The sequence below is a fragment of the Pantoea sp. OXWO6B1 genome (assembly GCF_001641135.1).
Taxonomy (GTDB): Bacteria; Pseudomonadota; Gammaproteobacteria; order Enterobacterales; family Enterobacteriaceae; genus Pantoea; species Pantoea allii.
This window is the reverse complement of record NZ_LWLR01000001.1, coordinates 1465692-1491835: the sequence shown is the minus strand read 5'-3', so window position 1 is coordinate 1491835 and position 26144 is coordinate 1465692. Positions and strand designations below refer to the sequence as shown.

Below are 26144 nucleotides of genomic sequence, written 5' to 3'. Positions count from 1 at the left end.
GCCAGGGCGTCCCTCTTCGATGGATCAATAAATGTCAGCTATCAGACGGCAGTCTGGAAAATCACGCCATCTGCTTTGTCAGTGTACTGGCTCAACTGGTCAAAGTTGAGATAGCGATAGGTATCACTGGCTGTTTTATCCACCTGCGCCATAAACTGCTGATACTCGTCCGGCGTGGGTAGCTTACCTAACAGCGATGAGACCGCAGCCAGCTCGGCAGACGCCAGGTAGACGTTTGCTCCTGTTCCCAGACGGTTCGGGAAGTTACGGGTTGAGGTCGATACCACCGTTGCGCCATCGGCGACGCGTGCCTGGTTACCCATGCACAGTGAACAGCCGGGGATCTCGATACGCGCGCCACTCTTACCGAATACGCTGTAGTAGCCTTCTTCCGTCAGCTGTGCCGCATCCATTTTGGTCGGTGGAGCGACCCACAGACGGGTTGGCAGCTGGCCTTTATGGCTGTCCAGCAACTTACCTGCCGCACGGAAGTGACCAATGTTGGTCATGCACGAACCGATAAAGACTTCATCAATCTTTTCGCCCTGAACTTCAGACAGCAGACGCGCGTCATCAGGATCGTTTGGCGCACACAGAATCGGCTCTTTGATCTCAGCCAGATCGATGTCAATCACCGCAGCATATTCTGCATCGGCGTCGGCTTCGAGCAGCTGTGGATCGGCCAGCCATTTTTCCATGCCGTCAATACGACGCTCAAGCGTACGACGATCGCCGTAGCCTTCTGAGATCATCCATTTCAGCAGAACAATGTTGGACGTCAGATACTCTTTGATCGGCGCCTGATCCAGCTTGATAGTACAACCTGCAGCGGAGCGCTCAGCAGAGGCATCCGTCAGTTCAAATGCCTGCTCGACTTTGAGATCCGGCAGACCTTCGATTTCAAGGATGCGGCCGGAGAAGATGTTTTTCTTACCTTTCTTCTCAACGGTCAACAGGCCCTGCTTGATGGCATACAGCGGAATGGCGTGAACCAAATCGCGCAGCGTAATGCCTGGCTCCATTTTACCTTTGAAGCGGACCAGCACAGATTCAGGCATATCCAGTGGCATAACGCCGGTAGCCGCCGCGAAGGCAACCAGGCCAGAACCTGCCGGGAACGAAATACCGATAGGGAAGCGCGTGTGGGAATCCCCACCGGTGCCCACGGTATCTGGCAGCAGCATGCGGTTTAACCAGGAGTGAATAACGCCATCACCCGGACGCAGTGAAACACCGCCACGGTTCATGATGAAGTCTGGCAGCGTATGGTGAGTGCTTACATCCACAGGCTTAGGATAAGCCGCTGTGTGACAGAAGGACTGCATCACCAGGTCAGCAGAGAAGCCCAGGCACGCCAGGTCTTTCAGCTCATCGCGCGTCATTGGTCCGGTGGTATCCTGAGAACCCACCGATGTCATTTTCGGTTCGCAATAGGCACCCGGACGCACGCCATCCACGCCACAGGCACGGCCAACCATTTTCTGCGCCAGTGAGTAGCCACGTGAGCTTTCCGCGACGTCTTTCGCTACACGGAACACATCGCTGACAGGCAGGCCAAGCGATTCACGCGCTTTGCTGGTCAGGCCACGACCGATGATCAGTGGAATACGGCCGCCGGCACGCACTTCATCAATCAGAACGTCTGTTTTCAGTTCAAAGCTTGCCAGCAGATCGCCGGTTTCATGATGACGGACTTCGCCTTTAAACGGATAGATATCAATGACATCACCCATATTCAGGTCGTTAACGTCCACTTCAATTGGCAGCGCGCCGGCGTCTTCCATCGTGTTGAAGAAGATAGGGGCAATTTTGCCGCCTAAGACAACACCACCGCCTTTTTTGTTAGGCACGTTAGGGATGTCATCACCCATAAACCACAGCACCGAGTTGGTGGCAGATTTACGTGATGAACCCGTACCTACAACGTCACCTACATAAGCCAGAGGAAAACCTTTGGCCTGCAGCGCTTCGATCTGTTTAATCGGTCCGATATTACCCGCTTCATCCGGCTCAATACCTTCACGGGCATTTTTTAGCATCGCCAGGGCATGAAGAGGGATATCCGGACGTGACCAGGCATCAGGTGCCGGAGACAGGTCGTCGGTATTGGTTTCGCCAGTGACTTTGAAAACCGTAACGGTGATTTTTTCAGCCAACTCAGGACGTGACAGATACCATTCGGCATTAGCCCAGGACTGCATCACCTGCTTCGCATGGGCATTGCCCGCTTTCGCTTTTTCTTCAACGTCGTAAAAGCTGTCAAACATCAGTAACGTATGAGAAAGCGCTTTTGCTGCAATCGGTGCCAGTCTGGCATCATCCAGTGCTTCAATCAGAGGATGGATGTTATAGCCGCCCTGCATGGTACCGAGCAGTTCGATGGCTTTTTCAGGAGATACCAGAGGAGAGGTTGTTTCGCCTTTGGCGACAGCAGCCAGGAAACCTGCTTTAACATACGCCGCTTCATCGACGCCGGGTGGTACGCGGTTGACCAACAAATCGGTCAAAAATTCTTCTTCACCCGCAGGTGGATTTTTTAGCAGTTCAACCAGCGCGGCCATCTGGGAAGCATCTAATGGCTTAGGTACAATCCCCAGGGCAGCACGCTCGGCAACGTGCTTACGGTATTCTTCTAGCACGACGTTCTCCTCGCTCTCATTGTATGGGTTTCCGGTGCACCCTGATGACAACGCATTCCATGAGTAGGGTAAGGTGCCCGGTTCCGCGTGGGGCAGCATAGCAGGATTTAGCCGCCTTGTTAATCTGTTTACAAAAAAGCAACATTAGTGTTTTCTTCAGCAGAATGAGCTGCCTAATGCGGTGTAAACGAAAAAAAGCAGGGCGTAAAGCCCTGCCTGTTAACAATGGAATGCCGCGCCCGGATTAGCGATCGATCATGCCAAATTCAGCGCTGGCATAGCGCGCTCCGCTAACGTTTTCCGGCGCAAACAACCCATCCAGATAATCACTATCGGTGCCTTTCACGACGACTGCCGCAGCCGCGCAGTTTTCTTCAAGATGGTGGACCTTACTCGCTCCCGGAATCGGCACGATATCCTCGCCCTTGCCTAAAACCCACGCCAGCGCCAGCTGCGCCGCAGAAATACCATAACCCCGTGCGACCTCTGTCAATTGATCAACTAACTTTTGGTTATGTTCCTGTGCCTGCTGTTGAAAGCGCGGCAAACTGCGGCGGAAATCACTTTGGTCAAGATCCGCCACGGATGCCAGCTTGCCGGTCAGGAAACCCCGCCCTAGTGGACTGTAAGGTACAAAACCCACATTCAGTTCGCGACAGGTGGCAAGAATGCCCTGCTCGGGATCGCGAGTCCAAAGTGAGTACTCGCTTTGTAAAGCCGATATGGGATGTACCGCACAGGCACGGCGAAGCGTTGCTGCGGACACCTCTGACAGTCCGAGGTAACGCACTTTACCTTCTTGAATCAAATCCGCCATGGTGCCCACAACATCCTCAATCGGCACGGCAGGATCAAAACGATGTTGATAAAGCAGATCAATATGATCGGTGCCCAGACGCGTTAACGATCCCTCGACGGCTTCGCGAATATGCTGCGGCTGGCTGTTCACGCCGGTCATGTTCTCCCAGCCCTGACCTGCACCGGTAATATTGAAACCAAATTTCGTCGCAATCGTCACGTTATCACGGCGGCCTTTAATGGCTTTGGCAATCAGCGCTTCGTTGGTAAAGGGACCATAGATCTCGGCGGTATCCAGAAAGTTGACGCCCAGTTCAAACGCGCGGGACAACGTATTCAATGCCTGCTGCTCATCGGTGTTGCCGTAGGCAAAGGTCATTCCCATACAGCCCAGTCCGAGCGCCGATACCCGTAAACCCTGATTGCCTAATTGACGTTGTTGCATGACATCTTCCTCATTATTGTTGCGGTGTTATTGTTATAATCCTCAACAATCACAACAACAATTGCGCTATTTTTGCCGATTCAGTGAGGAAAACTCATTAATGACACTCTCGCGGGCAACCCTGCAGGAACTGGAAATGTTCAGCGCCATCGCGCACCACCGTAGCTTTCGTAAGGCTGCACAGGCGCGTAACGTTACGCCGTCGGCGCTGAGCCACGCCATGCGCCATTTTGAGCAACGGCTCGGCGTAAGGCTGCTTAATCGCACCACACGCAGTGTCTCACTGACCGAAGCGGGCGAATATTTTCTGCAGCGTATTCAACCCGCGCTGGTCGATCTGTCACAGGCGGTAGATGAGCTTAATGACTGGCGTGCCCGTCCGCACGGCACGCTAAAGCTCAATATGCCGCGTTCTGCAGAAGCGCTGTTTTTTGATAGCTTGATTCTGCCGTTTATCCAGCAGTACCCGGACATCACGCTGGAAATTGACAGTAACGATGCGCTGGTCGATATCCTGGAAGCGGGTTTTGATGCAGGTATTCGCTACGGCGATGTGCTGGCACAGGACATGATCGCCCTGCCCTTTGGTCCGGCAATGCGCACCCTGGTGGTCGCAAGCCCGGCGTTTATCGAACGTCATGGTACACCGCAAACACCGGATGAACTGCTTCAGTTTCCCTGTATCGAACGGCGTTTTCCCAGTGGCCGACGCTATCGCTGGGAATTCTGGAACGCAGGAAAAAAACAGGAGATCGCCGTGCGTGGCCCATTGGTACTGGACAACAACACGCGGATTTTGCAGGCCACTGTCGCGGGCGCAGGCATCGCATTTCTGCAACAGGCAGCCGTGAATCCCAGCCTGCAACGTGGCGAACTCGTTGAGCTATTAAGTGACTTTACAAGCAATGCGGAAGGATTCTGGCTTTACTATCCCGGCAGGCGCTATGTCTCAGCACCTTTACGTCATTTTATTGACTGGCTACGTTTTAATAATCACGAAGTGAGTAATTAACCCAATTTCATGACAAGGTGATAACAATGACGAGATTATTTTAAACCACTCACCAGGAAATTAATGTTAAGAATCACGTCAGGCATAATCAATTAAACGTAGCGACTTTCATTAATCATTAAAGTAGAAAATAACAACCATAAATTAGTTAAAAGCACAGAGACAATAAAATAATCAATGCGTAGACTGCGGTTGGGCGCCTGAGGCTTTTTGCTTTGGGTGAGAACCTGAGGTGGAAAGAGGAAGGAACCGCTCACATTCACTATTCAACGAATGCGAGCGGGGGAACCACCCTAACACCTCAACACTGTCAGGGTAGTCCCTCACTCGATAAAAATCAAGAGAGGTGCCACCATGAAGTCGAAATACGGTTTACTTATTATTAGCGGGTTAATTCTTTTAGGTTTGAGCTTATCGAACCGAAGTTCATTATGTGAACTTCGCCTCAGAATAATGAGCGCTGAACTTTCGGCTGTCTTGAATTACGAAACCAGGCAGTAAAAACTTCGTTAATGGCGGGGGTGACTCCGCCATTTTTGCCAGTGTGAATGTGTTAGCGCAGGCGCCCTTTCCTTTATTCGTTTACTTATCCGAATTAAAAGAAACCATAAAAAAACGGCCCCATAAGGGGCCGCTATTTCTGTCCTGAGACTTATTTCTTTTTCGCTTTCGCGTTAGGCAAATCAGTGATGCTGCCTTCAAAGATCTCAGCCGCCAGTCCTACTGACTCATGCAGGGTTGGGTGGGCATGAATGGTCAGTGCGATATCTTCTGCATCACAGCCCATTTCAATAGCCAGACCAATTTCACCCAGCAGCTCACCGCCGTTGGTGCCGACAATGGCACCACCGATAACGCGGTGGGTTTCTTTGTCGAAAATCAGTTTGGTGATGCCGTCTGCACAGTCAGAAGCAATCGCACGGCCTGATGCCGCCCACGGGAACGTGGCGGTTTCATAGCTGATGCCTTTCTCTTTCGCTTCTTTCTCGGTCAGACCGACCCAGGCAACTTCTGGCTCAGTATAGGCAATGGATGGGATCACTTTCGGATCGAAGTAGTGCTTCAGACCTGAAATGACTTCTGCAGCCACGTGGCCTTCATGCACGCCTTTGTGCGCCAGCATCGGCTGACCGACGATATCGCCGATCGCGTAGATGTGCGGCACATTGGTACGCATTTGCTTGTCAACGCGGATAAAGCCACGGTCGTCGACTTCAACGCCGGCTTTGTCAGCGTCCATGCCTTTACCGTTTGGCACACGACCAATCGCCACCAGAACGGCATCATAACGCTGGGCTTCGCCTGGCGCTTTTTTGCCTTCCATTGAAACGTAGATTCCGTCGTCTTTAGCTTCAACGGCGGTAACCTTGGTTTCCAGCATCAGGTTGAATTTCTTGCTGATACGCTTGGTGAAGACTTTAACCACGTCTTTATCCGCAGCCGGGATAACCTGGTCAAACATTTCAACCACGTCGATCTCTGAACCCAGCGCATGGTAAACGGTGGCCATTTCCAGACCGATAATGCCGCCGCCCATGACCAGAAGACGCTTAGGCACTTCTTTCAGTTCCAGCGCATCGGTAGAATCCCACACGCGTGGATCTTCATGAGGAATGAATGGCAGTTCGATTGGACGTGAACCTGCAGCGATGATGGCGTTATCGAAGTTAATCGTGGTTGCCCCACCTTCACCTTCGACGACCAGCGTATTCGCACCGGTAAATTTACCCAGGCCGTTAACCACGGTAACTTTACGACCTTTGGCCATGCCTGACAGGCCGCCAGTCAGCTGGTTAATGACTTTCTCTTTCCAGCTGCGGATTTTGTTGATATCCGTTTGCGGCTGACCAAACACAATGCCGTGTTCTTCCAGCGCTTTCGCTTCTTCAATCACTTTAGCAACGTGCAGCAGCGCTTTAGACGGGATACAGCCTACGTTCAGACAGACACCGCCGAGGGTGCTGTAGCGCTCAACCAGTACGGTTTCCAGACCTAAGTCAGCGCAACGAAAGGCTGCAGAGTAACCTGCAGGACCTGCCCCAAGTACCACGACCTGAGTTTTAATCTCTGTACTCATCATGACCTCTTATTGGATTTCCGGCGGGTCAGACGCTGAGCCTATCCCATTAGGCTAGTTAACTGGCCATATTGCGTATGCTGCTGCAAACCCACGGCTATCGGGTTTGCGCGGCAGTGACTCAATCTGACTACGCCAATTATGCCTAATGGAATAGGCTCATAATGTCCTTATTCCACCGGGACATGTTCACCGCAAGAGTTTACAGAATTGTTAATAAACTGCCAACCGCGGTGCCCTGAATGTTACAAAAAGGCCGGCATTTGCCGGCCTTTTGCGCGTTTTACATAACCAGACGACGAATATCTGACAGCATATTGCCAACAATGGTAATGAAACGTGCCCCATCTGCACCGTCAATAACCCGGTGATCGAAGGACAGAGAGATTGGCATCATCAGACGCGGTGCAAACTCTTTACCGTTCCATACTGGCTCCATCGCTGACTTCGACACGCCAAGGATGGCCACTTCTGGCGCGTTAACGATCGGCGCAAAGTGGGTGGTTCCCAGGCCGCCAAGGCTGGAGATGGTGAAACAGCCGCCCTGCATATCGCCAGCGGTCAGTTTGCCATCGCGCGCCTTTTTAGAGATCGCCATCAGCTCACGAGACAGCTCGGTGATGCCCTTTTTGTTCACGTCTTTAAACACCGGAACAACCAGGCCATTTGGCGTATCAACTGCCACACCGATGTTGATGTACTTTTTCAACGTCAGCTTCTGCGCATCTTCAGACAGTGAACTGTTGAAGCGTGGCATCTGCTCAAGCGCCGCAGCGACCGCTTTCATGATGAAGACAACAGGTGTGTATTTCACATCCAGTTTACGCTTCTCAGCTTCGGCGTTCTGTTGTTTACGGAAGGCTTCCAGCTCGGTGATATCGGTTTTATCAAAGTGCGTAACGTGCGGGATCATCACCCAGTTACGGCTCAGGTTCGCACCCGAGATTTTCTGGATACGGCCCAGTTCCACTTCTTCGATTTCACCAAACTTGCTGAAGTCAACCTTCGGCCATGGCAGCATGCCGGGCAGGCCACCACCGCTGGCAGCGGCTGGCGCGGCTTCTGCACGTTTCACCGCATCTTTCACGTAAGCCTGAACGTCTTCTTTCAGGATACGGCCCTTACGGCCCGTGCCTTTCACCTTCGCCAGATTCACGCCGAATTCACGTGCCAGACGACGAATGACCGGCGTGGCATGTACATAGGCATCGTTCTCGGCAAACTCACCTTTGCTGTCTGCTTTCGCAGCAGCAGGAGCCGCAGGCTTAGATTCCGCCGCCGCCGCTGGCGCAGGTGCGGCCTCTTTTTTGGCAGCCGGTGCAGCGGCTGGCGCTGCGCCTTCCACTTCAAACACCATAATCAGCGAGCCGGTGCTGACTTTATCGCCAGTAGCGATTTTCAGCGCTTTGACCGTACCGGCGAAAGGTGCAGGAACTTCCATCGATGCTTTATCGCCTTCCACCACAATCAGTGACTGCTCAGCCTCGACTTTATCGCCCACCTTCACCAGCACGTCGGTGACTTCGACTTCATCGCCACCGATATCCGGTACATTGACGTCTTTTGCGCCAGCCGCTGCTGCTGGCGCAGCCGCCGCGTCTTCTTTTACTTCTGGCTTAGCATCAGCAGCAGGCGCAGCGCCTTCTGCTTCAAATACCATGATGTGAGAACCGGTATTCACTTTATCGCCGGTGGTAATAATGATCTCTTTCACCACGCCCGCGAACGGCGCCGGAACTTCCATCGATGCTTTGTCGCCTTCAACCACAATCAGCGATTGCTCAGCTTCTACCTTGTCGCCCACTTTTACCAGGATCTCGGTGACTTCAACTTCGTCGCCGCCGATATCCGGTACGTTAACGTCTTTGCTGGCGCTGGCGCTGGCAGGTGCAGCGGCTGGCGCTGCGTCTGCTTTTTTCTCCTGCGCTGGCGCGGGTGCGGCTTCTGCAGCATCGTCTGCGTCAAACATCATGATCAGCGAGCCGGTTTCTACTTTGTCGCCGGTCGCGATTTTGATCTCTTTCACCACACCGGCCTGCGGCGAGGGAACTTCCATCGAGGCTTTATCGCCTTCCACGGTGATCAGCGACTGCTCGGCTTCCACCTTGTCGCCAACCTTGACCAGAATTTCGGTGACTTCAACTTCGTCTGACCCGATATCTGGTACCTTGATTTCAATAGCCATTACTCTGTTACCTCTTAAGCCAGACGCGGGTTAACTTTATCGGCATCGATCTTGAACTTCACGATCGCATCCGCCACGACTTTCTTATCGATTTCGCCACGTTTAGCCAGTTCACCCAGCGCGGCAACCACAACGTAAGATGCATCCACTTCAAAGTGGTGACGCAGATTTTCACGGCTGTCAGAGCGGCCAAAACCATCCGTACCCAGCACGCGGTAATCGCTTGACGGCACATAGCTGCGAACCTGCTCAGCAAACAGCTTCATGTAGTCGGTTGACGCCACGGCAGGTGCTTCGTTCATCACCTGAGCGATGTAAGGCACGCGAGGTGCTTCCGTTGGATGCAGCATGTTCCAGCGCTCACAATCCTGACCATCGCGGGCCAGTTCGGTGAACGAGGTAACGCTGTAAACGTCTGAACCGATGCCGTAATCGTTCGCCAGGATCTGGGCAGCTTCACGTACATGGCGCAGAATAGAGCCTGAGCCCAACAGCTGAACTTTACCTTTGCTACCGTCCACGGTTTCCAGCTTATAGATACCTTTACGGATACCTTCCTCGGCACCTTTCGGCATCGCTGGCATGTGGTAGTTTTCGTTCAGCGTGGTGATGTAGTAATAGATATTTTCCTGCGCTTCGCCGTACATACGGACCAGGCCATCATGCATGATGACGGCTACTTCGTAGGCATATGACGGATCGTAGGAGATACAGTTTGGAATTGTCAGAGACTGAATATGGCTGTGACCATCTTCATGCTGCAAACCTTCACCGTTCAATGTGGTACGGCCTGATGTACCGCCGACCAGGAAGCCGCGTGCCTGTTGGTCGCCCGCCAGCCACATCAGATCGCCAATACGCTGGAAGCCGAACATCGAATAATAGATGTAGAACGGAATCATCGGCAGATTGTTGGTGCTGTAAGAGGTCGCCGCCGCCAGCCAGGATGAACCTGCGCCCAGCTCGTTGATCCCTTCCTGCAAAATCTGACCTTTCTCGTCTTCTTTATAGTAAGCCACCTGCTCGCGGTCCTGCGGCGTGTACTGCTGACCGTTCGGGCTGTAGATACCAATCTGACGGAACAGACCTTCCATACCGAAAGTACGTGCTTCATCAGCAAGAATCGGTACCAGGCGGTCTTTGATCGACTTGTTCTTCAGCATCACATTCAGGGCACGCACAAATGCGATAGTGGTCGAGATCTCTTTGTTCTGCTCTTCAAGCAGCGCACCGAACTCTTCCAGCGCTGGCATTTCCAGCTTTTCAGTGAACTTCGGCTGGCGTGATGGCAGGTAACCGCCTAACTTCTCACGCTGGCCGTGCAGGTAGTTGTACTCTTCAGAGCCTTTATCGAAGGTGATGTAAGGCAGAGATTCGATCTTGTCGTCTTCTACCGGCACGTTGAAGCGATCGCGGATGTAGCGAACGCCATCCATGTTCATCTTCTTGACCTGGTGCGCGATGTTTTTACCTTCGGCCGTGTCGCCCATACCATAACCTTTAATGGTATGTGCCAGAATCAGCACCGGCTTGCCCTTGGTGTCTTGCGCTTTTTTCAGGGCCGCATAGATTTTCTTCGGATCGTGACCGCCGCGGTTCAGTGACCAGATCTCATCGTCTGACCAGTCTTTCACCAGGGCTGCGGTTTCCGGATATTTGCCGAAGAAGTGCTCACGTACATAAGCGCCGTCGCGGGATTTAAAGGTCTGGTAGTCGCCATCAACGGTTTCGTTCATCAGCTGGATCAGCTTACCGCTGGTGTCATTGCGTAGCAGTTCGTCCCAACGGCCACCCCAGATAACCTTGATCACTTCCCAGCCAGCACCGGCAAAAATGCCTTCCAGCTCATTGATGATCTTACCGTTACCGGTTACCGGTCCATCCAGGCGCTGCAGGTTACAGTTGATGATGAAGACCAGGTTATCCAGTTTTTCACGGGTGGCGATGGTAATCGCACCTTTCGATTCTGGCTCATCCATCTCGCCGTCGCCCAGGAAGGCATAAACGGTCTGGCCCGACGTCTCTTTCAGGCCACGGTGTTCCAGATATTTCAGGAATTTAGCCTGATAAATTGCATTCAGTGGACCCAGGCCCATTGAGACGGTCGGGAACTGCCAGAATTCCGGCATCAGTTTTGGATGCGGATAAGAAGACAGACCTTTACCGTCGACTTCCTGACGGAAGTTATCCATCTGCTCTTCAGTCAAACGACCTTCAAGGAAGGCACGTGAGTAAATGCCTGGCGAAATGTGGCCCTGGAAGTAAACCAGATCACCGCCATCTTTTTCGCTGCGCGCCCGGAAGAAGTGGTTAAAGCACACTTCATAAATGGTGGCGGAAGACTGGAAGGAGGAGAGGTGACCACCCAGTTCCAAATCTTTTTTCGATGCACGCAGCACTGACACGATGGCGTTCCAGCGGATGGCGGAACGGATACGACGTTCAAGTGAGGTGTTGCCCGGATAGTCCGGTTCATCTTCAACGGCAATAGAGTTGATGTAGTTACTGATTGCGGCAGCACCGCCAGCAACTTTCACACCGCCTTTGCGGGCTGCACTCAGTACCTGATCAATCAGATACTGTGCACGTTCAACACCTTCTTCACGGATGACCGATTCGATCGCCTGTAGCCAGTCACGAGTTTCAATCGGATCCACGTCATTGTGTAAACGTTCTGACATGGGGGGTATTCCTTATCTGTGTCTAATACGTTGAAAAATCGGGAGCCTGTTAACGTCAGGGAGACAGGCTCGTCGCACATGTCCGCACGATCTTTGCCGCACGTTATTCCTTACGTTGCTGTAAACGACGCAGGGAGCGTTCTCGACGGCTCTGCTCCCGACTTCTGTCCAGCAAGATTTCCTCAATGAACGCCAGGTGACGGTGTGAAGCCTCGCGTGCTTGTTCCGGCTCACGAGCCACAATCGCCTCAAAAATTCTGGCGCGGTGACCGCTCACTTTCGCCAGCATTTCCCGGCGCGAGTAGAGCAATTCAAAATTCTGTCGAACGTTCTGTTCCAGCATAGGGCCCATTGATCGTAGCAAATGCAAAAGCACGACATTATGGGCGGCTTCTGTGACAGCGATCTGATACTTCATCACTGCGTCTGCTTCAGCGTCGAGATCGCCGCTGTCCTGCGCCTGCTGTATATGAAGATGACAGTCGCGAATACGCTGTAAATCTTCTTCTGTGCCACGCAGTGCGGCATAGTAAGCCGCGATACCTTCTAAAGCATGGCGCGTTTCCAACAGGTCAAACTGAGATTCCGGATGTTCTGCGAGAAGCTCAACGAGAGGATCGCTCATGCTCTGCCAGAGATGCTTCTGTACGAATGTTCCGCCGCCCTGACGGCGAAGTAACAATCCTTTCGCTTCTAAACGCTGGATTGCCTCGCGGAGAGACGGACGTGAAACATCGAATTGTTTGGCGAGTTCGCGCTCGGGAAGCAACTTCTCTCCCGGCTGAAGCGTCCCTTCCATGATCAGGGATTCAAGTTGCTGCTCAATTGCATCGCAGAGTTTGGGTTGACGAATCTTACTGTAAGCCATCTTCCCTTCTTAAATGTGCCTGTCTGACAAAGTAAATTGGTAATACCAATTCAAAAAAGGTGCCCGTAAAGTAACAAAGTATTCACCTTGTGTCTATACGGCATCTGTGACATTAAAGTGAAGGAATGCGGCGTGGCTGCCATAACTGTAGAGTTAAAAAGTGGAAAGCCGGGCGTTAGCGGAATGTTAATTTTTTTAACTTTTACTAAAAATTACATAACGTCGGCAGTTAAACCGATTTAGCTGGCTGTGCGGTTTTTGACCGAGCCGGAGCCTTTTTCTTTATCGCCAATCGCTATGGATTCCACCCGGTTGCTTCTTTTTCAGGCAACTCGTGACCGCTAAAGCGAAAGCAGGTGCAAAGCCCTGCGCTTATCACTATTCTGGTCCCCAGGTTACAACTGGCTTCATTACGCAAGTCAGATACCCTAAAAATATCAGTCGTTAATGTAATCAATTCTTTACAGTCAGCTTGCACTGCAGCGAAGAATAACAACATCACGAGGTGTGTATGGAACAACAGCACGGCGAATCGCTGAAGCGCGGTTTAAAAAACCGCCATATTCAGTTGATTGCCCTGGGTGGTGCAGTGGGAACCGGCCTGTTTCTGGGCAGCGCGTCGGTCATCAAATCGGCAGGGCCAGCCGTTATTTTAGGCTATGCCATTGCCGGATTTATCGCTTTTTTAATTATGCGCCAACTTGGTGAAATGGTGGTTGAAGAGCCGGTAGCCGGTAGCTTCAGTCATTTCGCCTATAAATACTGGGGTAACTTTGCTGGTTTTGCATCGGGCTGGAACTACTGGGTTCTGTATGTGCTGGTGGCGATGGCCGAGTTGAGTGCCGTCGGTAAATATATTCAGTTCTGGTGGCCTGATTTTCCTACCTGGGCCTCAGCCGCGATCTTCTTTGTGCTGATCAATGCCGTTAACCTGACCAACGTAAAAGTGTTTGGTGAGATGGAATTTTGGTTCGCCATTATCAAGGTGATTGCGGTTATTGCGATGATCCTGTTCGGCGGCTGGCTGCTGTTTAGCGGTACGGGCGGTCCACAGGCAACCGTGCGCAACCTGTGGGAGCACGGCGGCTTTCTGCCTAATGGCCTGGGCGGACTGGTGATGGTCATGGCGATTATCATGTTTTCGTTTGGTGGGCTGGAACTGGTGGGAATTACGGCGGCGGAAGCGGATAACCCGGAAATCACGATCCCTAAGGCGACCAATCAGGTGCTGTGGCGTATCCTGATTTTCTATATCGGCTCGCTGGCGGTACTGCTTTCTTTGATGCCGTGGACGCGCGTAACCGAAGACACCAGCCCTTTCGTGTTTATTTTCCATGAACTGGGCGATGCGATGGTCGCGAATGCCCTGAACGTGGTCATCCTGACGGCCGCTCTGTCGGTCTATAACAGCTGCGTTTACTGTAACAGTCGTATGCTGTTTGGTCTGGCACAGCAGGGAAATGCGCCTAAAGCGCTGCTGAACGTTGACCGTCGCGGCGTGCCGGTGATGAGTATTCTGGTGTCAGCCGTTGCGACTGCCCTGTGTGTGCTGCTCAACTTCCTGATGCCGGGCGAAGCGTTTGGTCTGTTGATGTCGCTGGTCGTTTCTGCGCTGGTTATCAACTGGGCGATGATTAGTCTGGCGCACCTGAAATTCCGTAAAAAGAAAAATCAGCAGGGCGTGACGACCCGCTTTAAGGCCGTTCTGTATCCACTGGGTAACTGGATTTGCCTGGTTTTCCTGGGCGGAATTCTGGTCCTGATGGCGATGACACCCGGCATGGCCATTTCCGTATGGTTAATCCCTGTCTGGCTGCTCATCCTTGCTGTTGGTTATGTAGTTAAAAATAAAACGCAAAAAGCCTGATGGCGCTGCCCACCCGCGCGCATGTTTAAGCGGGTGGGCAGTCGTTAAACCCGACGCTGTTCACACTTCTCTCTCCATGGCTGTTTTGTCCATCATCGCAACGATTTATTGCCGCTCATCCTGCTGATTAAACATTAATAATCCTTTTCTGTTTAATCCTTCTGCAGGAAACAATAATGACAGGTAAAACGCTCTCGTTCAGAGAAAAGCTGGGCTACGGCATGGGTGATGCCGGATGCAATATGATTGGCGGTGCCGTCATGTTGTTTCTCAGCTATTTCTATACTGATGTGTTTGGCTTAGCCCCGGCATTGGTCGGTGTACTGTTACTCTCTGTCCGGATTCTTGATGCCATCACCGATCCGATAATGGGCGCTATTGCCGACCGCACCAAAAGTCGCTGGGGACGCTTTCGCCCCTGGCTGCTCTGGGTATCGGTGCCCTATGTCATATTCAGTGTGCTGATGTTTACCACACCTGACTGGAGCTACCACAGCAAGGTTATTTGGGCGTTTGTCACCTATTTTTTCATGTCCCTGACCTACACTGCGATTAATATCCCCTATTGCTCGCTGGGCGGCGTGATTACCAACGATCCCGGTGAGCGCGTGTCCTGTCAGTCCTATCGCTTTGTGATGGTGGGCATTGCTACGTTGATCCTCTCACTGTCACTGCTGCCCATGGCTGAGTGGTTTGGTGGCGAGAATAAAGCGCGCGGCTATCAAATGGCGATGGGCCTACTGGCGCTGGTGGGATTAGCGATGTTCCTGTTCTGTTTCGCCAACGTCCGTGAACGTATTCACCCTGCCGTGCCGACAAATGAAGATCTGAAACACGATTTGCGTGACGTGTGGAAGAATGATCAGTGGGTGCGCATCCTGCTGCTGACGTTCTGCAACGTCTGCCCTGGGTTTATTCGTATGGCGGCAACCATGTACTACGTCACCTGGGTGATGGGCCAAACCCCTCACTTTGCTACGCTGTTTATCAGCCTTGGTGTGGTGGGCATGATGCTTGGCAGTACGCTGGCAAAAGTGCTGACCGATCGTTGGTGTAAGCTGAAGGTCTTTTTCTGGACCAATATTGCCCTCGCGTTGTTCTCCAGTGGTTTTTACTGGCTCGATCCGCACGCCACCGTCACGGTGGTCATCGCCTACTTCCTGCTGAATATCCTGCATCAGATTCCTTCGCCTTTGCATTGGTCCCTTATGGCCGATGTGGATGACTACGGTGAGTGGAAAACCGGCAAGCGCATTACCGGCATCAGCTTTTCCGGCAACCTGTTCTTCCTCAAGGTGGGCCTGGCGGTCGCAGGTGCCATGGTTGGTTTTCTGCTCTCGGCTTACGGCTACGATGCCGGAGCGGAACAGCAATCCGCGCATGCCATCAGTGGGATCGTGCTGCTGTTTACCGTTATTCCGGGCATCGGTTATTTGATTACCGCCGGCGTAGTGCGGCTGATGAAAGTGGATCGCAGCTTAATGCAAACCATCCAACGCGATCTTGCCCTGCGCCGTACAGCGGTACAGACGGGACACAATCAACACACCAGCGAGATCCAGACGGGAGCAGTGAAATGAGCGAGAACTGGCCTAACCCTTTTATCGAACGACGTGCCGATCCTTTTATCCTGCGCCATGGAGAGCACTATTACTTCATTGCTTCCGTACCGGAATACGATCGTCTGGAAATCCGTCGTGCCAGCACGTTGATGGGCTTACGCAACGCAGAGCCGGTTGTGGTATGGCAAAAGCCTGATATCGGCCCCTTTAGCGAGTTGATTTGGGCACCGGAGCTGCACCATATTGATGGTCAGTGGGTCATCTATTTTGCCGCAGCCCCTTCACGCGACATCAAAGACGGACTGTTCCAGCACCGCATGTACGCACTGGTCTGCGACGATGCGGATCCCCTCAGCGGCAGCTGGCAGCCTGCACGCCAGGTTTTAAGCCACATCGACAGTTTCTCGCTGGACGCCACTCACTTCGTTCATCAGGGCAAAAACTGGTATTTATGGGCGCAGAAAGATCCCAGCATTCCGGGTAATTCCAACCTCTACCTTGCGGAGTTGCGCAATCCGTGGACGCTAAAAGGTAAGCCGGTGATGCTGAGCCGCCCGGAATACGAATGGGAGTGCGCGGGCTTTAGTGTTAATGAAGGGGCGGCAGCGATTGTGCATGGCGATCGGCTTTTCATTACGTATTCGGCCAGCGCAACGGATGAAAATTACTGTATGGGCCTGCTGTCTATTCAGCGTGACGCCGATCCGTTGAACGCGCTAGCCTGGCAAAAGTCAGCGCGACCGGTATTCTCGACCAGTTGGGAAAATCGCCAGTACGGGCCAGGGCACAGTTGCTTTACACAGGATGAAAGCGGACGCGATCTGCTGGTCTACCATGCGCGCAACTATACGGAAATTGAAGGGGACCCTCTGTGGGATGGTAATCGTCACACGCGCCTGAAATATGTACACTGGCGAGAAGATGGCACACCGGATTTTGGCGTGCCACCTGCCGATCACACCAGCGTGCCGTAGATGGTCAGGAGCGCCACCACCACGACTAACACCAGCGAAATACGCTTCGCCAGCGCCACCGCAACACGTGGCGTAGCGACCTTATCGCTGTGTGGATCGCGGGCCAGGGAAAACTGCGCCAGCGTGGTTAGCACATGGTACTGAGAGCGGTGCCTGTCGGTTAATGATGCAAACCAGGCAGGTAACGCCTTCTCTCCGTGGCCGAGCAGCGCATAGGCTACGCCCGCCAGCCGCACCGGAATCCAGTCAACCAGATGCAAAATGCTGTCCACGCCGGATTGCGCACGCGCCATCGGCGTACAGTGTTTTGCCAGCCAGCTTTGCCAGGCCCGTAAAAAAGCGTAACCCACCAGCAAAACCGGGCCCCACGCACCTCCCACCACAAACCAGAACATCGGTGCCAGATAAAAACGGAAGTTAATCCAGATGAGGGCGTTTTGTAACTCACGTAAAAATTCGCGTTCACTGCATTCAACCGGCACGCCGTGGATCAGGGTTAATTCTGCTGCCATTGCCTGATGCGCTGCGGCTTCATCACGGCTCGCGGCCTGCAGATAGGCATGATAATGCTGACGCACCACACCGGCACCGATGCACAATAATCCCACGACAATCCAGAACACGAGTTGAGGGATACCAAACAGAATGCCTTTCAGGCTCCATACCACCAGCGCGGTCAGCACCATCACCACAAACAGCATCAACAGGGTGCGCATAACAGAAAAGTGCCGACGACCGCGGAAAAAGGGCTCAAGCCGATGATCCAGTTGCCAGTGCTCCCCCAGCTTAAACAGCCGCTCCCAACCTAAAACCAGTAACAAGGTAAATAACGTCATAGTTACTCCAGATAAATCATGATTTTCGTTGCTGTAACCGCTGCTGATAATAGGTCCAGTCAAACGCCGGGCCGGGATCGGTTTTACGCTCCGGTGCGATATCACTGTGTCCGGTAATGCGGGCAGGCGTTATCGGATAGTGCTGCATCAAGATTTGCGTGATCTGATGCAGAGCCTGGTATTGCGCTTCGGTATAGGGTTCAACATCCGTTCCTTCCAGCTCAATGCCAATGGAAAAATCGTTGCAGTTTTCCCGTCCTGCAAACTGCGATATCCCCGCGTGCCAGGCGCGCTGGTCAAAGGGCACATACTGCACAATCTCGCCATCACGCCGAATTAAGCAGTGTGCGGCGACGCGTAAATGGGCGATATCAGCAAAGTAAGGATGGGCGTCTGAAGGCAGTGTGCCCGTGAACAGTTTATCGATCCACGGGCCGCCATATTCACCCGGCGGCAGGCTAATATTATGAATAACCAGAAGAGAAGGTGCTTCGTTATGCGGCCGCGCATTATAGTGCGGTGACGGCACCTGTCGCACACCGGTCAGCCATCCTTTTTCTAATTTCATACTGGTTTCTCATCGCGGAATCGGTTTGAGAATAACATGAATTCTAAGGGATTATTGCGCCAAAATGCGCCGCGACCTACGCACCGAAACTGTTTTGTTAAGTATACTAAACAAAACACCGTTCAGGACTGGCACCGCTGTATTATTCAGGATATGGTAATCACACTGTTATCTGACTTTTGCTGGAGCTGAACGCTATGTCTGTGCGTCGCTATGATCCTGACAGTCGCCACAAGGCGCTGCTTGAACGTATTGAAAATGATATTCCTGAAACGGTTGCACGCGCATTACAGGAAGATCTTGGCGGTGAGATAGACAGCGATCGGGATATTACCGCGCAGCTGTTGCCTGCCGAAAGCCGGGCCCATGCCCAGGTCATTACCCGAGAAGCCGGTGTTTTTTGTGGTAAACGCTGGGTGGAAGAGGTCTTTAACCAGTTGGGTACCTATGACGCACTGACCTGGCATGTTGAAGATGGACAACCCGTTATCGCGGATCAGCGGTTGTTTGACATTGAGGGCCCCGCTCGCCTGCTGCTCACTGCCGAGCGTACTGCCCTAAACTTTGTGCAAACGCTGTCGGGCGTGGCCACTGAAGTCAGCCGCTATGTCGCGCTGCTGGAAGGCACACAGACACAGCTTCTGGATACGCGTAAAACCGTACCGGGGCTACGTACGGCCTTAAAGTATGCCGTACTGTGCGGCGGGGGCAGCAATCACCGCCTTGGGCTGTCTGATGCTTTTTTAATTAAAGAGAACCATATTATTGCCAGTGGATCGATTCGCCAGGCGGTGGAAAAAGCCTTTTGGCTCTATCCGGATGTCCCGGTGGAAGTGGAAGTCGAGTCGTTAAAGGAGCTACAGGAAGCCCTTGAGGCGGCAGCCGATATCATCATGCTGGACAACTTTACGCTGGATGAGATGCGCGAAGCGGTGACGGTAACGGCAGGTCGCGCGCTGCTGGAGGTCTCCGGCAATGTCACTGATACGACACTCCGCCAAATCGCCCAGACCGGTGTGGACTATATTTCCGTCGGTGCACTGACCAAACATGTGCGTGCCCTCGATCTTTCCATGCGCTTTCAAGCGAGCTAATGGTTTTCGCCGTGCCGCTGGCACGGCCTGTTTTGTGCAGTTTCTTCCACTGTTTAAGCTGTATTGCTGTAATCCGCTTTCTTTCCTGCCTGCGCTTTTCCACTCTCCTGATCTGCTGCTGTTATCGCCGCCACAGGCTTTTTACACTGCGGCCTTCTTACACAGGAGGCAATGGAATGATCTATCAACGTGGTTTCACGCTGGTTGAATTAATGATTGTGGTTGGCATCGTGGCAATTCTCAGCGCTATTGGGCTGCCTGCTTATCAAAACTATCTGCAGCGCGCCGCGCTAACCGACATGTTGCAAACGATGGTGCCCTTTAAGACAGCCGTTGAACTGTGTGCCATTGAGCGCGGCGGTCCTGATCAGTGCCAGGCCGGGCAACGCGGTATTCCGCAGGGAACCACATCGCGTTATGTGTCGGCCATCACCGTGGTCAACGGCATGATTACCCTGACCGGGCAGGAAAGCCTTAACGGATTAAGCGTTGAGATGCTCCCCGTATGGGACAGCACCCAGGGCACCATCGTGTGGCAGCGCACCTGTACCAGCAATAACACGACTCTGCGTGATAACTGTCAGGAACAATTCCGCTTTGCCGATCGGGGAGGCGCATATGCAAAAACCTGATGATGCGATTAGGCTGATCTGCCAGCGCTACAGAGCGATTGTCCTCGATCACAATACGACCCACTTACGCCTTGCCGTTGCCGAAAGCATTCCGGCGGGCCTGCTTGAAGCCTTACAGTTTGCCAGCCCGTGTAAAACCGAAGTGGAATGCTGGCCACAGGCCCGACTGGAACAGTTTGAATCGACGAATAAACCACTAATGGCAAAAGAAAAAGCGCCAGGGGAATCGACGATTGATGCCGCCAGTCAGCTTTTGCGCCAGGCTACACTGCGTCGTGCGTCGGATATTCATATCGAACCTTACCAGAACGGCTTGCGTATTCGCCTGCGCATTGACGGGGTCCTGCATCCCCTGCCCCCGCAGTTTGATACGCAACCGGCTGCACTGCTGGCGCGGCTGAAAATTCTGGCCGGTCTGGATATTGCCGAACGGCGCCTGCCTCAGGATGGGCAATTTAGTTGTGATATTGACGGCAGGTCGGCCTCTTTTCGGCTCTCAACCTTGCCCATTCAGGGCGGCGAAAAAGCCGTGGTACGCCTGCTGCAGAGTGAAGGTGCCGCGTTGTCACTGGATAAGCTGGGACTGCCTGCCGCGCAGCTACGCCTGCTGACCTCATCACTGATGCAGCCGCAAGGGCTGATTCTGGTAACAGGCCCAACCGGTAGCGGCAAAACCTTTACGCTTTATAGCGGGCTGAGCGCCATCAACCAGCCGGATAAGAACCTTTGCAGCGTGGAAGATCCTGTTGAGATCCCGCTTCCGGGTATCAACCAGACCCAGATTAATCCAAAGTATGGCCTTGATTTCAACCGCGTGTTACGCGCTCTGCTTCGCCAGGATCCTGACGTCATCATGGTGGGTGAAATACGTGATGGTGAGACGGCGGAAATTGCCGTTAAGGCAGCGCAAACCGGTCATCTGGTTCTCTCGACCCTGCACACCAACTCGACGGCGGAAACGTTGACTCGCTTACGTCAAATGGGCATTCCGGGCTATCTGCTGGGTTCGGCACTCCGCCTGATCGTTGCACAACGGCTGGTAAGACGCTTGTGCCCTCGCTGCCGCGAACCGGCGCAGGCGGTGGCCCACTTTCCTGCGTCACTCTGGCCTGGTACCTTACAAACCTGGCGAGCACCGGGTTGCGATCACTGCTTTTCGGGTTATTTTGGTCGGCTGGCCTTATTTGAATTACTGCCCGTTACGGCAAAGTTACAAAACGCCATCGCCGCCGAAATGCCGGTCGAAGGCTTACTGGACCTGGCCAAACAGCAGGGCATGCGCACCCTGATGACATCCGGTCTGGAAGCCGTCAGCCGCGGTGAAACCTCGCTGGAAGAGATGCAGCGCGTGATCGGACTGGATAATGACTAGCCTCTGTTTGTATCGCTGGCATGCGGTAGACAGCAGCGGAAGGTTGCAAACAGGCCACCACCTTGCACCTGACTGCGACAGGCTGTTTTCTGATCTGGCGCAACGTCATTTACTGCCCGTGAGCTGGAAACGGGAAAAAGTGATACGCCGAAGTGACTGGAAGTGGCAGCATAAAATCGATTTGATTCGCCAGCTCGCCACGCTGCTTAAGGCGGGCCTTCCTCTGTCACAGAGCCTGAGCCTCCTTGCTGAAGGGCATCCTCAGGCAGCCTGGCGCGCCCTGATGCTGGCTTTGCAACATCACGTGTTAGCAGGCGAGCCCTTTTCCCACGCCTTGCGTCAGTGGCCGCAAATATTTCCGCCGCTTTATCCCGCCCTGATGGAGGTTGGTGAGCTGACCGGTCAGTTGGACATCTGCTGCGAACAACTGGCACAGCAGCAAACGCGCCAGCAACATTTACGGGACAAGGTGATTAAAGCGCTGCGTTATCCGCTGTTTATCCTGGCCGTCGCGCTGGCTGTCACCTGCGGCATGCTGCTGTTTGTCTTGCCGGAGTTTGTTTCGGTGTATGCCTCCTTTGACGCCCCCTTGCCTGCTTTCACCGCTGCTGTTATTACGCTCTCTGAGATATTGCAGGCATGGGGATTACCGTTAACTGGGTTGGTTATTCTGCTGGCCGTGGGAGGGCAACAGTGGCGTCGGCACGCTGAAAACTGGCAGCGTCGCGAGCAGCGAGCTTTGCTGCGCATTCCCGTGATCGCCGGACTATGGCGGGGAAGTCAACTGACACAAATCTACAGTGTTTTGCAGTTGACGCAGCAGGCAGGACTGACGCTGCTGCAAGGGCTTGAGGCGGCAAAGGTCACGCTCTCCTCGCTGCTGTGGCGGGAAGCTATCGAGGCACTTCAGCATCATATTGCTCAGGGCAATCCTCTGCACCAGGCGCTGAACAATCATCCCTTATTTAGCCCACTCTGCAGTCAGTTGATTCGCGTAGGTGAAGAAGCAGGCGCACTGGATGTGATGCTGGTACGTCTGGCTGAATGGCATGAAGGACAGACGCTGACGCGTGCTGATAATCTTGCGGCCTCGCTGGAGCCCATCATGATGGTGGTGATTGGCGGCATTGTGGGCACATTGGTGATTGCCATGTACTTACCCGTGTTTGGATTAGGAGAAGCGATGCAGTAAAGGCGCAGCCTCACCCTTACTGCATGCACAACAGGTTGCCTTAACGGGTAAAGGTTCGGTTTTCCTGCTCGGCTACCCGGATAAAGGTCGTGCGTTTGGTTAACTCTTTCAGACGCTCAGCGCCAACATACGTACAGGCAGAACGGAGACCGCCGAGAATGTCACGAAGGGTTTCCTCCACCGGCCCGCGTAACGGCAGCTTCACCGTTTTTCCCTCTGCCGCGCGGTATTCTGCGACGCTACCGGCATGACGTTTCATTGCCGACTCTGAGCTCATGCCGTAAAACAGCATGAAACGCTCGCCATTTTCTTCGACGATCCGGCCCTCACACTCATCATGCGCGGCCAGCATACCACCCAGCATGACGAAATCTGCTCCGCCGCCAAAGGCTTTCGCGATATCGCCCGGTACGCTACAACCCCCGTCGCTGACAATTTGCCCGCTCAGGCCATGGGCCGCATCGGCGCACTCAATGACCGCAGAGAGCTGTGGATAGCCTACGCCGGTTTTGACGCGCGTGGTGCACACCGAGCCGGGCCCAATGCCGACCTTAACGATGTCTGCACCAGACAGGATTAACTCTTCCACCATCTCGCCGGTCACCACGTTCCCTGCACAGATCGTTTTACCAGGGAAGGTTTCCCGGGCGCGCTTCAGGAAATCGACAAAGTGTTCAGAATAGCCATTGGCGACGTCGATGCAGATGAACTGCAACTCGTCGGAGATCGCCATAATCGCGATCAGTTTATTGAGATCGGCATCCGAGGTCCCGGTAGAAACCATCACATACTTCAGCACTGCACTCGGTACGCGTTGCACGAATGTCCGCCATTCCTCTACGCTGTAATGCTTGTGCACAGCCGTCAGAATATTAAAACCGGCCAGCGCCTCCGCCATCAGAAAGGTGCCAACGGTATCCATATTGGCGGCGATAACCGGCACACCGCTCCAGCTAAGACCGGAATGCTTAAAGGTAAAGCTGCGATCCAGCTCAACCTGAGAACGGCTTTTCAGCGTTGAGCGCTTGGGGCGAATCAATACATCTTTAAATCCCAGTTTCAAATCTTCTTCAATGCGCATACATCCTGTCCTGGTAAGAGGTTATAAACTGTCGTGCATGAAGCCATCACGGTTCCCGCGATCTCATGATACGCGCCATTCCAGCCGCAACAAGACTGCGAATTTCACTTTATTTACGCTACAATCCATTAAATTCAACTGCGTATTTTTGTTGTGACCCAGCGCGCATATTTATCCTGTGATGACGCGTGACCGGCGTGATACTGAGCGACTAAGAGAGTTTGTGTGAGAGATTCCCCCTACACTGTGGCGCTGACTGGCGGAATTGGCAGCGGCAAAAGTACCATTGCCGAGTATTTTGCTGCGTCAGGTGTCGATATCATTGATGCGGATGTCATTGCTCGTGAAGTCGTCGAGCCAGGCACGCCCGCTCTTCAGGCTATTATCGCTCGCTATGGCGACGCTATTGTGAACGAACAGGACGCACTACATCGCTCACGTTTAAGAGAGATCATTTTTGCCACGCCCGATGAAAAACGCTGGTTAGACGCGCTGCTTCACCCTCTGATCAATGCACGCACCCAGCAGCTTAAAGCGCAGGCCGTTTCGCCCTATGTTTTGTGGGTGGTGCCTTTGCTGGTTGAAAATCAGCTGCAGCGGCAGGCCGATCGCGTGCTGGTCGTCGATACCGATGAAGAGACGCAGCTTAAACGCACGCTGCAGCGCGACAATGTCTCTCTCGATCAGGCTAAACGTATTCTTGCGGCACAGGCCACGCGTCAACAGCGTCTCGCCTGTGCGGACGATATTATTGATAACAGTGGCGCACCTGAAAATGCGCTGCCCCAGGTTGCCCAACTCCATCAGCTTTATCTGAAGCTTGCGGCAGCGAAACAGGATTAACCCATGAGTACAGTCGTTCTGTTTGAACATCCACTGAATGAAAAAATGCGTACCTGGCTGCGCGTGGAATTTTTGATCGACCAGTTGCATGACATTATGCCGTTGGAAAACACCGCGACGGCACTGACTTTTTTCCGCCTGATTGGAGAACTGCTGGATATCTTCGAGCGTGGCGATATGCGCACCGAATTGCTGAAAGAGCTTGAACGCCAGCAAGCGAAACTGCGTGCATGGGCCGATGTGCCCGGCGTAGATATGTCCGTGGTGGATGCATTACGTGACAAGCTGAAAGCGCAGTCTGTTCTGCTTAACAGCGCCCCTCGTATGGGACAGCCATTGCGAGAAGATCGTCTTATCGCCCTGGTTCGCCAACGACTCAGCATTCCCGGCGGATGCTGTAGCTTTGATTTACCCGGCCTGCATATTTGGCTGCATTTGCCCCAGGCGACGCGCGACGCGCAGGTGACACGCTGGATGGAAACCCTTATCCCGTTGCACAGTACCCTGGCGATGCTGCTTGATTTGATTCGCCAGTCGGGAACCTACCGTTTACAAACCAGTTTGAATGGGTTTTATCAGGATAATGCTGAAGGCGCGGATTTATTGCGACTGCAGCTGGAAATGGAGGATGCACTGTATCCTCAGGTTTCGGGCCATAAAAGCCGTTTTGCGATACGTTTTATGCCATTGGACAGCGAGCATGGCGAAGTGCCAGCGCGCCTTAACTTCCAACTGGCCTGTTGTTAGAGGTGAAAATGCAGGAAGAGATAATGACGGTGGAATGCCCGCAGTGCGGTAAAACAGTGATCTGGGATGAACTCAGCCCGTGGCGGCCATTTTGTAGTAAACGCTGTCAGTTAATCGATTTGGGCGAGTGGGCTGCAGAAGAAAAGCGCATTCCCAGCAGCGATGATTTGAATGACAGTGATAACTGGAGCGAAGAAGACCGCTGAGTAATACGGTGGGGCGTGATTGCCCCACCGTATTACAGTTCGTCCGCCACCAGACGCGCTATCAGCTCATGATTCGCTGCCGGAAACTCTTCGGCGACCAGCGCATGTTGTTCGACCCAACGTTGCGGTTGTCCCTCTTTGCCCCAGGGCTCACCTTTCCAGCCTTCCACCAGGAAAAAATGCAGCGTTACGCGCAGATCGTCGTAGGTATGATCTTTCGTGCCAATAGCGCGCGCCTGCGTCACTTCAATACCGGTTTCTTCTAACAGTTCGCGCACTAATCCTTGCTCGGCGCTCTCACCTGCTTCAATTTTTCCGCCGGGGAATTCCCACTTATTGGCCATATACGAGGACGCCGCACGCTGGGCAAGAAAAATCTGTTTACTGGCATTGCGAATGATGCCGACCGCAACCTGCAGGTGCTTCATGAAAATATCCCGGAGAGTGAGTGAAAGAGGGCTGATT

At 53.3% G+C, this 26144-nt stretch carries 21 protein-coding genes; 11 read left to right on the top strand and 10 right to left on the bottom strand.

Annotated elements, in window-relative coordinates; translation table 11 throughout:
• Positions 1–41 precede the first annotated feature (41 nt).
• A complete protein-coding gene (gene acnB / locus A6A26_RS09075) occupies positions 42–2639 on the bottom strand; it encodes a bifunctional aconitate hydratase 2/2-methylisocitrate dehydratase (RefSeq protein ID WP_096012079.1) in 2598 nt (865 codons plus the stop codon).
• A gap of 244 nt (positions 2640–2883) precedes the next feature.
• Complete coding sequence (locus A6A26_RS09070) at positions 2884–3882, bottom strand: aldo/keto reductase (RefSeq protein WP_063878431.1); 999 nt, start codon at positions 3880–3882, stop codon at positions 2884–2886.
• A 100-nt stretch (positions 3883–3982) separates the two neighbouring features.
• Here A6A26_RS09070 and A6A26_RS09065 point away from each other — a divergent pair, with 100 nt between their 5' ends.
• Entirely contained in the window at positions 3983–4894 is a 912-nt protein-coding gene (locus tag A6A26_RS09065) for a LysR family transcriptional regulator (RefSeq protein WP_063878430.1), read from the top strand.
• Between the two features lie 652 nt (positions 4895–5546).
• Here A6A26_RS09065 and lpdA read toward each other — a convergent pair.
• The 4 genes from lpdA to pdhR all read right to left on the bottom strand — a co-directional run bounded on the left by lpdA (position 5547) and on the right by pdhR (position 12705).
• Positions 5547–6971 carry a dihydrolipoyl dehydrogenase gene (gene lpdA / locus A6A26_RS09060; protein WP_063878429.1) on the bottom strand — a complete coding sequence of 475 codons (1425 nt, stop codon included), beginning with the start codon at positions 6969–6971 and terminating at the stop codon, positions 5547–5549.
• Between the two features lie 283 nt (positions 6972–7254).
• Positions 7255–9156 carry a pyruvate dehydrogenase complex dihydrolipoyllysine-residue acetyltransferase gene (gene aceF / locus A6A26_RS09055; RefSeq protein ID WP_063878428.1) on the bottom strand — a complete coding sequence of 634 codons (1902 nt, stop codon included), beginning with the start codon at positions 9154–9156 and terminating at the stop codon, positions 7255–7257.
• Positions 9157–9170: 14 nt separating this feature from the next.
• Positions 9171–11837, bottom strand: a complete 2667-nt coding sequence (aceE, locus tag A6A26_RS09050; protein ID WP_063878427.1) for a pyruvate dehydrogenase (acetyl-transferring), homodimeric type — start codon at positions 11835–11837, stop codon at positions 9171–9173.
• A 103-nt stretch (positions 11838–11940) separates the two neighbouring features.
• Complete coding sequence (pdhR, locus tag A6A26_RS09045; protein ID WP_063878426.1) at positions 11941–12705, bottom strand: pyruvate dehydrogenase complex transcriptional repressor PdhR; 765 nt, start codon at positions 12703–12705, stop codon at positions 11941–11943.
• A gap of 511 nt (positions 12706–13216) precedes the next feature.
• Here pdhR and aroP point away from each other — a divergent pair.
• From aroP to A6A26_RS09030, 3 genes are all read left to right on the top strand, one after another.
• The gene (aroP, locus tag A6A26_RS09040) at positions 13217–14572 is read left to right on the top strand and encodes an aromatic amino acid transporter AroP (protein ID WP_063878425.1); all 1356 of its coding nucleotides are present in this window, start codon (positions 13217–13219) and stop codon (positions 14570–14572) included.
• A 176-nt stretch (positions 14573–14748) separates the two neighbouring features.
• Entirely contained in the window at positions 14749–16152 is a 1404-nt protein-coding gene (locus A6A26_RS09035) for a glycoside-pentoside-hexuronide (GPH):cation symporter (protein ID WP_063878424.1), read from the top strand.
• Positions 16149–17108, top strand: coding sequence for a glycoside hydrolase family 43 protein (locus tag A6A26_RS09030; protein WP_063878423.1), 960 nt, complete (start codon positions 16149–16151; stop codon positions 17106–17108). Before A6A26_RS09035 ends, A6A26_RS09030 begins: the two co-directional genes overlap by 4 nt.
• On the opposite strand, the gene ampE is transcribed toward A6A26_RS09030, so the two are convergent.
• Positions 17090–17944: a beta-lactamase regulator AmpE gene (gene ampE, locus A6A26_RS09025; protein ID WP_063878422.1), complete on the bottom strand. Its 855-nt coding sequence runs from the start codon at positions 17942–17944 to the stop codon at positions 17090–17092. The genes A6A26_RS09030 and ampE overlap by 19 nt on opposite strands.
• 16 nt (positions 17945–17960) lie before the next feature.
• Positions 17961–18512 carry a 1,6-anhydro-N-acetylmuramyl-L-alanine amidase AmpD gene (gene ampD, locus A6A26_RS09020; protein ID WP_063878421.1) on the bottom strand — a complete coding sequence of 184 codons (552 nt, stop codon included), beginning with the start codon at positions 18510–18512 and terminating at the stop codon, positions 17961–17963.
• Positions 18513–18709: 197 nt separating this feature from the next.
• Between ampD and nadC the strand changes: the two genes are divergently transcribed.
• From nadC to hofC, 4 genes are all read left to right on the top strand, one after another.
• A complete protein-coding gene (gene nadC / locus A6A26_RS09015; RefSeq protein ID WP_063878420.1) occupies positions 18710–19606 on the top strand; it encodes a carboxylating nicotinate-nucleotide diphosphorylase in 897 nt (298 codons plus the stop codon).
• 176 nt (positions 19607–19782) lie between these two features.
• Complete coding sequence (gene ppdD, locus A6A26_RS09010; protein WP_063878419.1) at positions 19783–20238, top strand: prepilin peptidase-dependent pilin; 456 nt, start codon at positions 19783–19785, stop codon at positions 20236–20238.
• Positions 20225–21610, top strand: a complete 1386-nt coding sequence (gspE, locus tag A6A26_RS09005; RefSeq protein WP_063878418.1) for a type II secretion system protein GspE — start codon at positions 20225–20227, stop codon at positions 21608–21610. The genes ppdD and gspE overlap by 14 nt, the downstream gene beginning before the upstream one ends.
• Positions 21603–22802 carry a protein transport protein HofC gene (hofC, locus tag A6A26_RS09000; RefSeq protein WP_063878417.1) on the top strand — a complete coding sequence of 400 codons (1200 nt, stop codon included), beginning with the start codon at positions 21603–21605 and terminating at the stop codon, positions 22800–22802. The genes gspE and hofC overlap by 8 nt, the downstream gene beginning before the upstream one ends.
• Positions 22803–22842: 40 nt before the next feature.
• Here the strand turns inward: hofC and A6A26_RS08995 are convergent, their stop codons facing one another.
• Positions 22843–23883, bottom strand: coding sequence for a GMP reductase (locus A6A26_RS08995; RefSeq protein ID WP_063878416.1), 1041 nt, complete (start codon positions 23881–23883; stop codon positions 22843–22845).
• Between the two features lie 225 nt (positions 23884–24108).
• Here A6A26_RS08995 and coaE point away from each other — a divergent pair, with 225 nt between their 5' ends.
• Genes coaE through yacG form a run of 3 tightly spaced genes read left to right on the top strand, consistent with a single transcriptional unit; the run spans position 24109 to position 25679 of the window.
• Entirely contained in the window at positions 24109–24726 is a 618-nt protein-coding gene (gene coaE / locus A6A26_RS08990; protein ID WP_063878415.1) for a dephospho-CoA kinase, read from the top strand.
• 3 nt (positions 24727–24729) lie between these two features.
• Entirely contained in the window at positions 24730–25473 is a 744-nt protein-coding gene (gene zapD, locus A6A26_RS08985; protein WP_063878414.1) for a cell division protein ZapD, read from the top strand.
• Positions 25474–25481: 8 nt separating this feature from the next.
• On the top strand, positions 25482–25679 hold the full coding sequence (gene yacG / locus A6A26_RS08980; RefSeq protein WP_063878413.1) for a DNA gyrase inhibitor YacG: 198 nt from the start codon (positions 25482–25484) through the stop codon (positions 25677–25679).
• Positions 25680–25711: 32 nt separating this feature from the next.
• Here the strand turns inward: yacG and mutT are convergent, their stop codons facing one another.
• Positions 25712–26107: an 8-oxo-dGTP diphosphatase MutT gene (mutT, locus tag A6A26_RS08975; RefSeq protein ID WP_063878412.1), complete on the bottom strand. Its 396-nt coding sequence runs from the start codon at positions 26105–26107 to the stop codon at positions 25712–25714.
• Positions 26108–26144 lie beyond the last annotated feature (37 nt).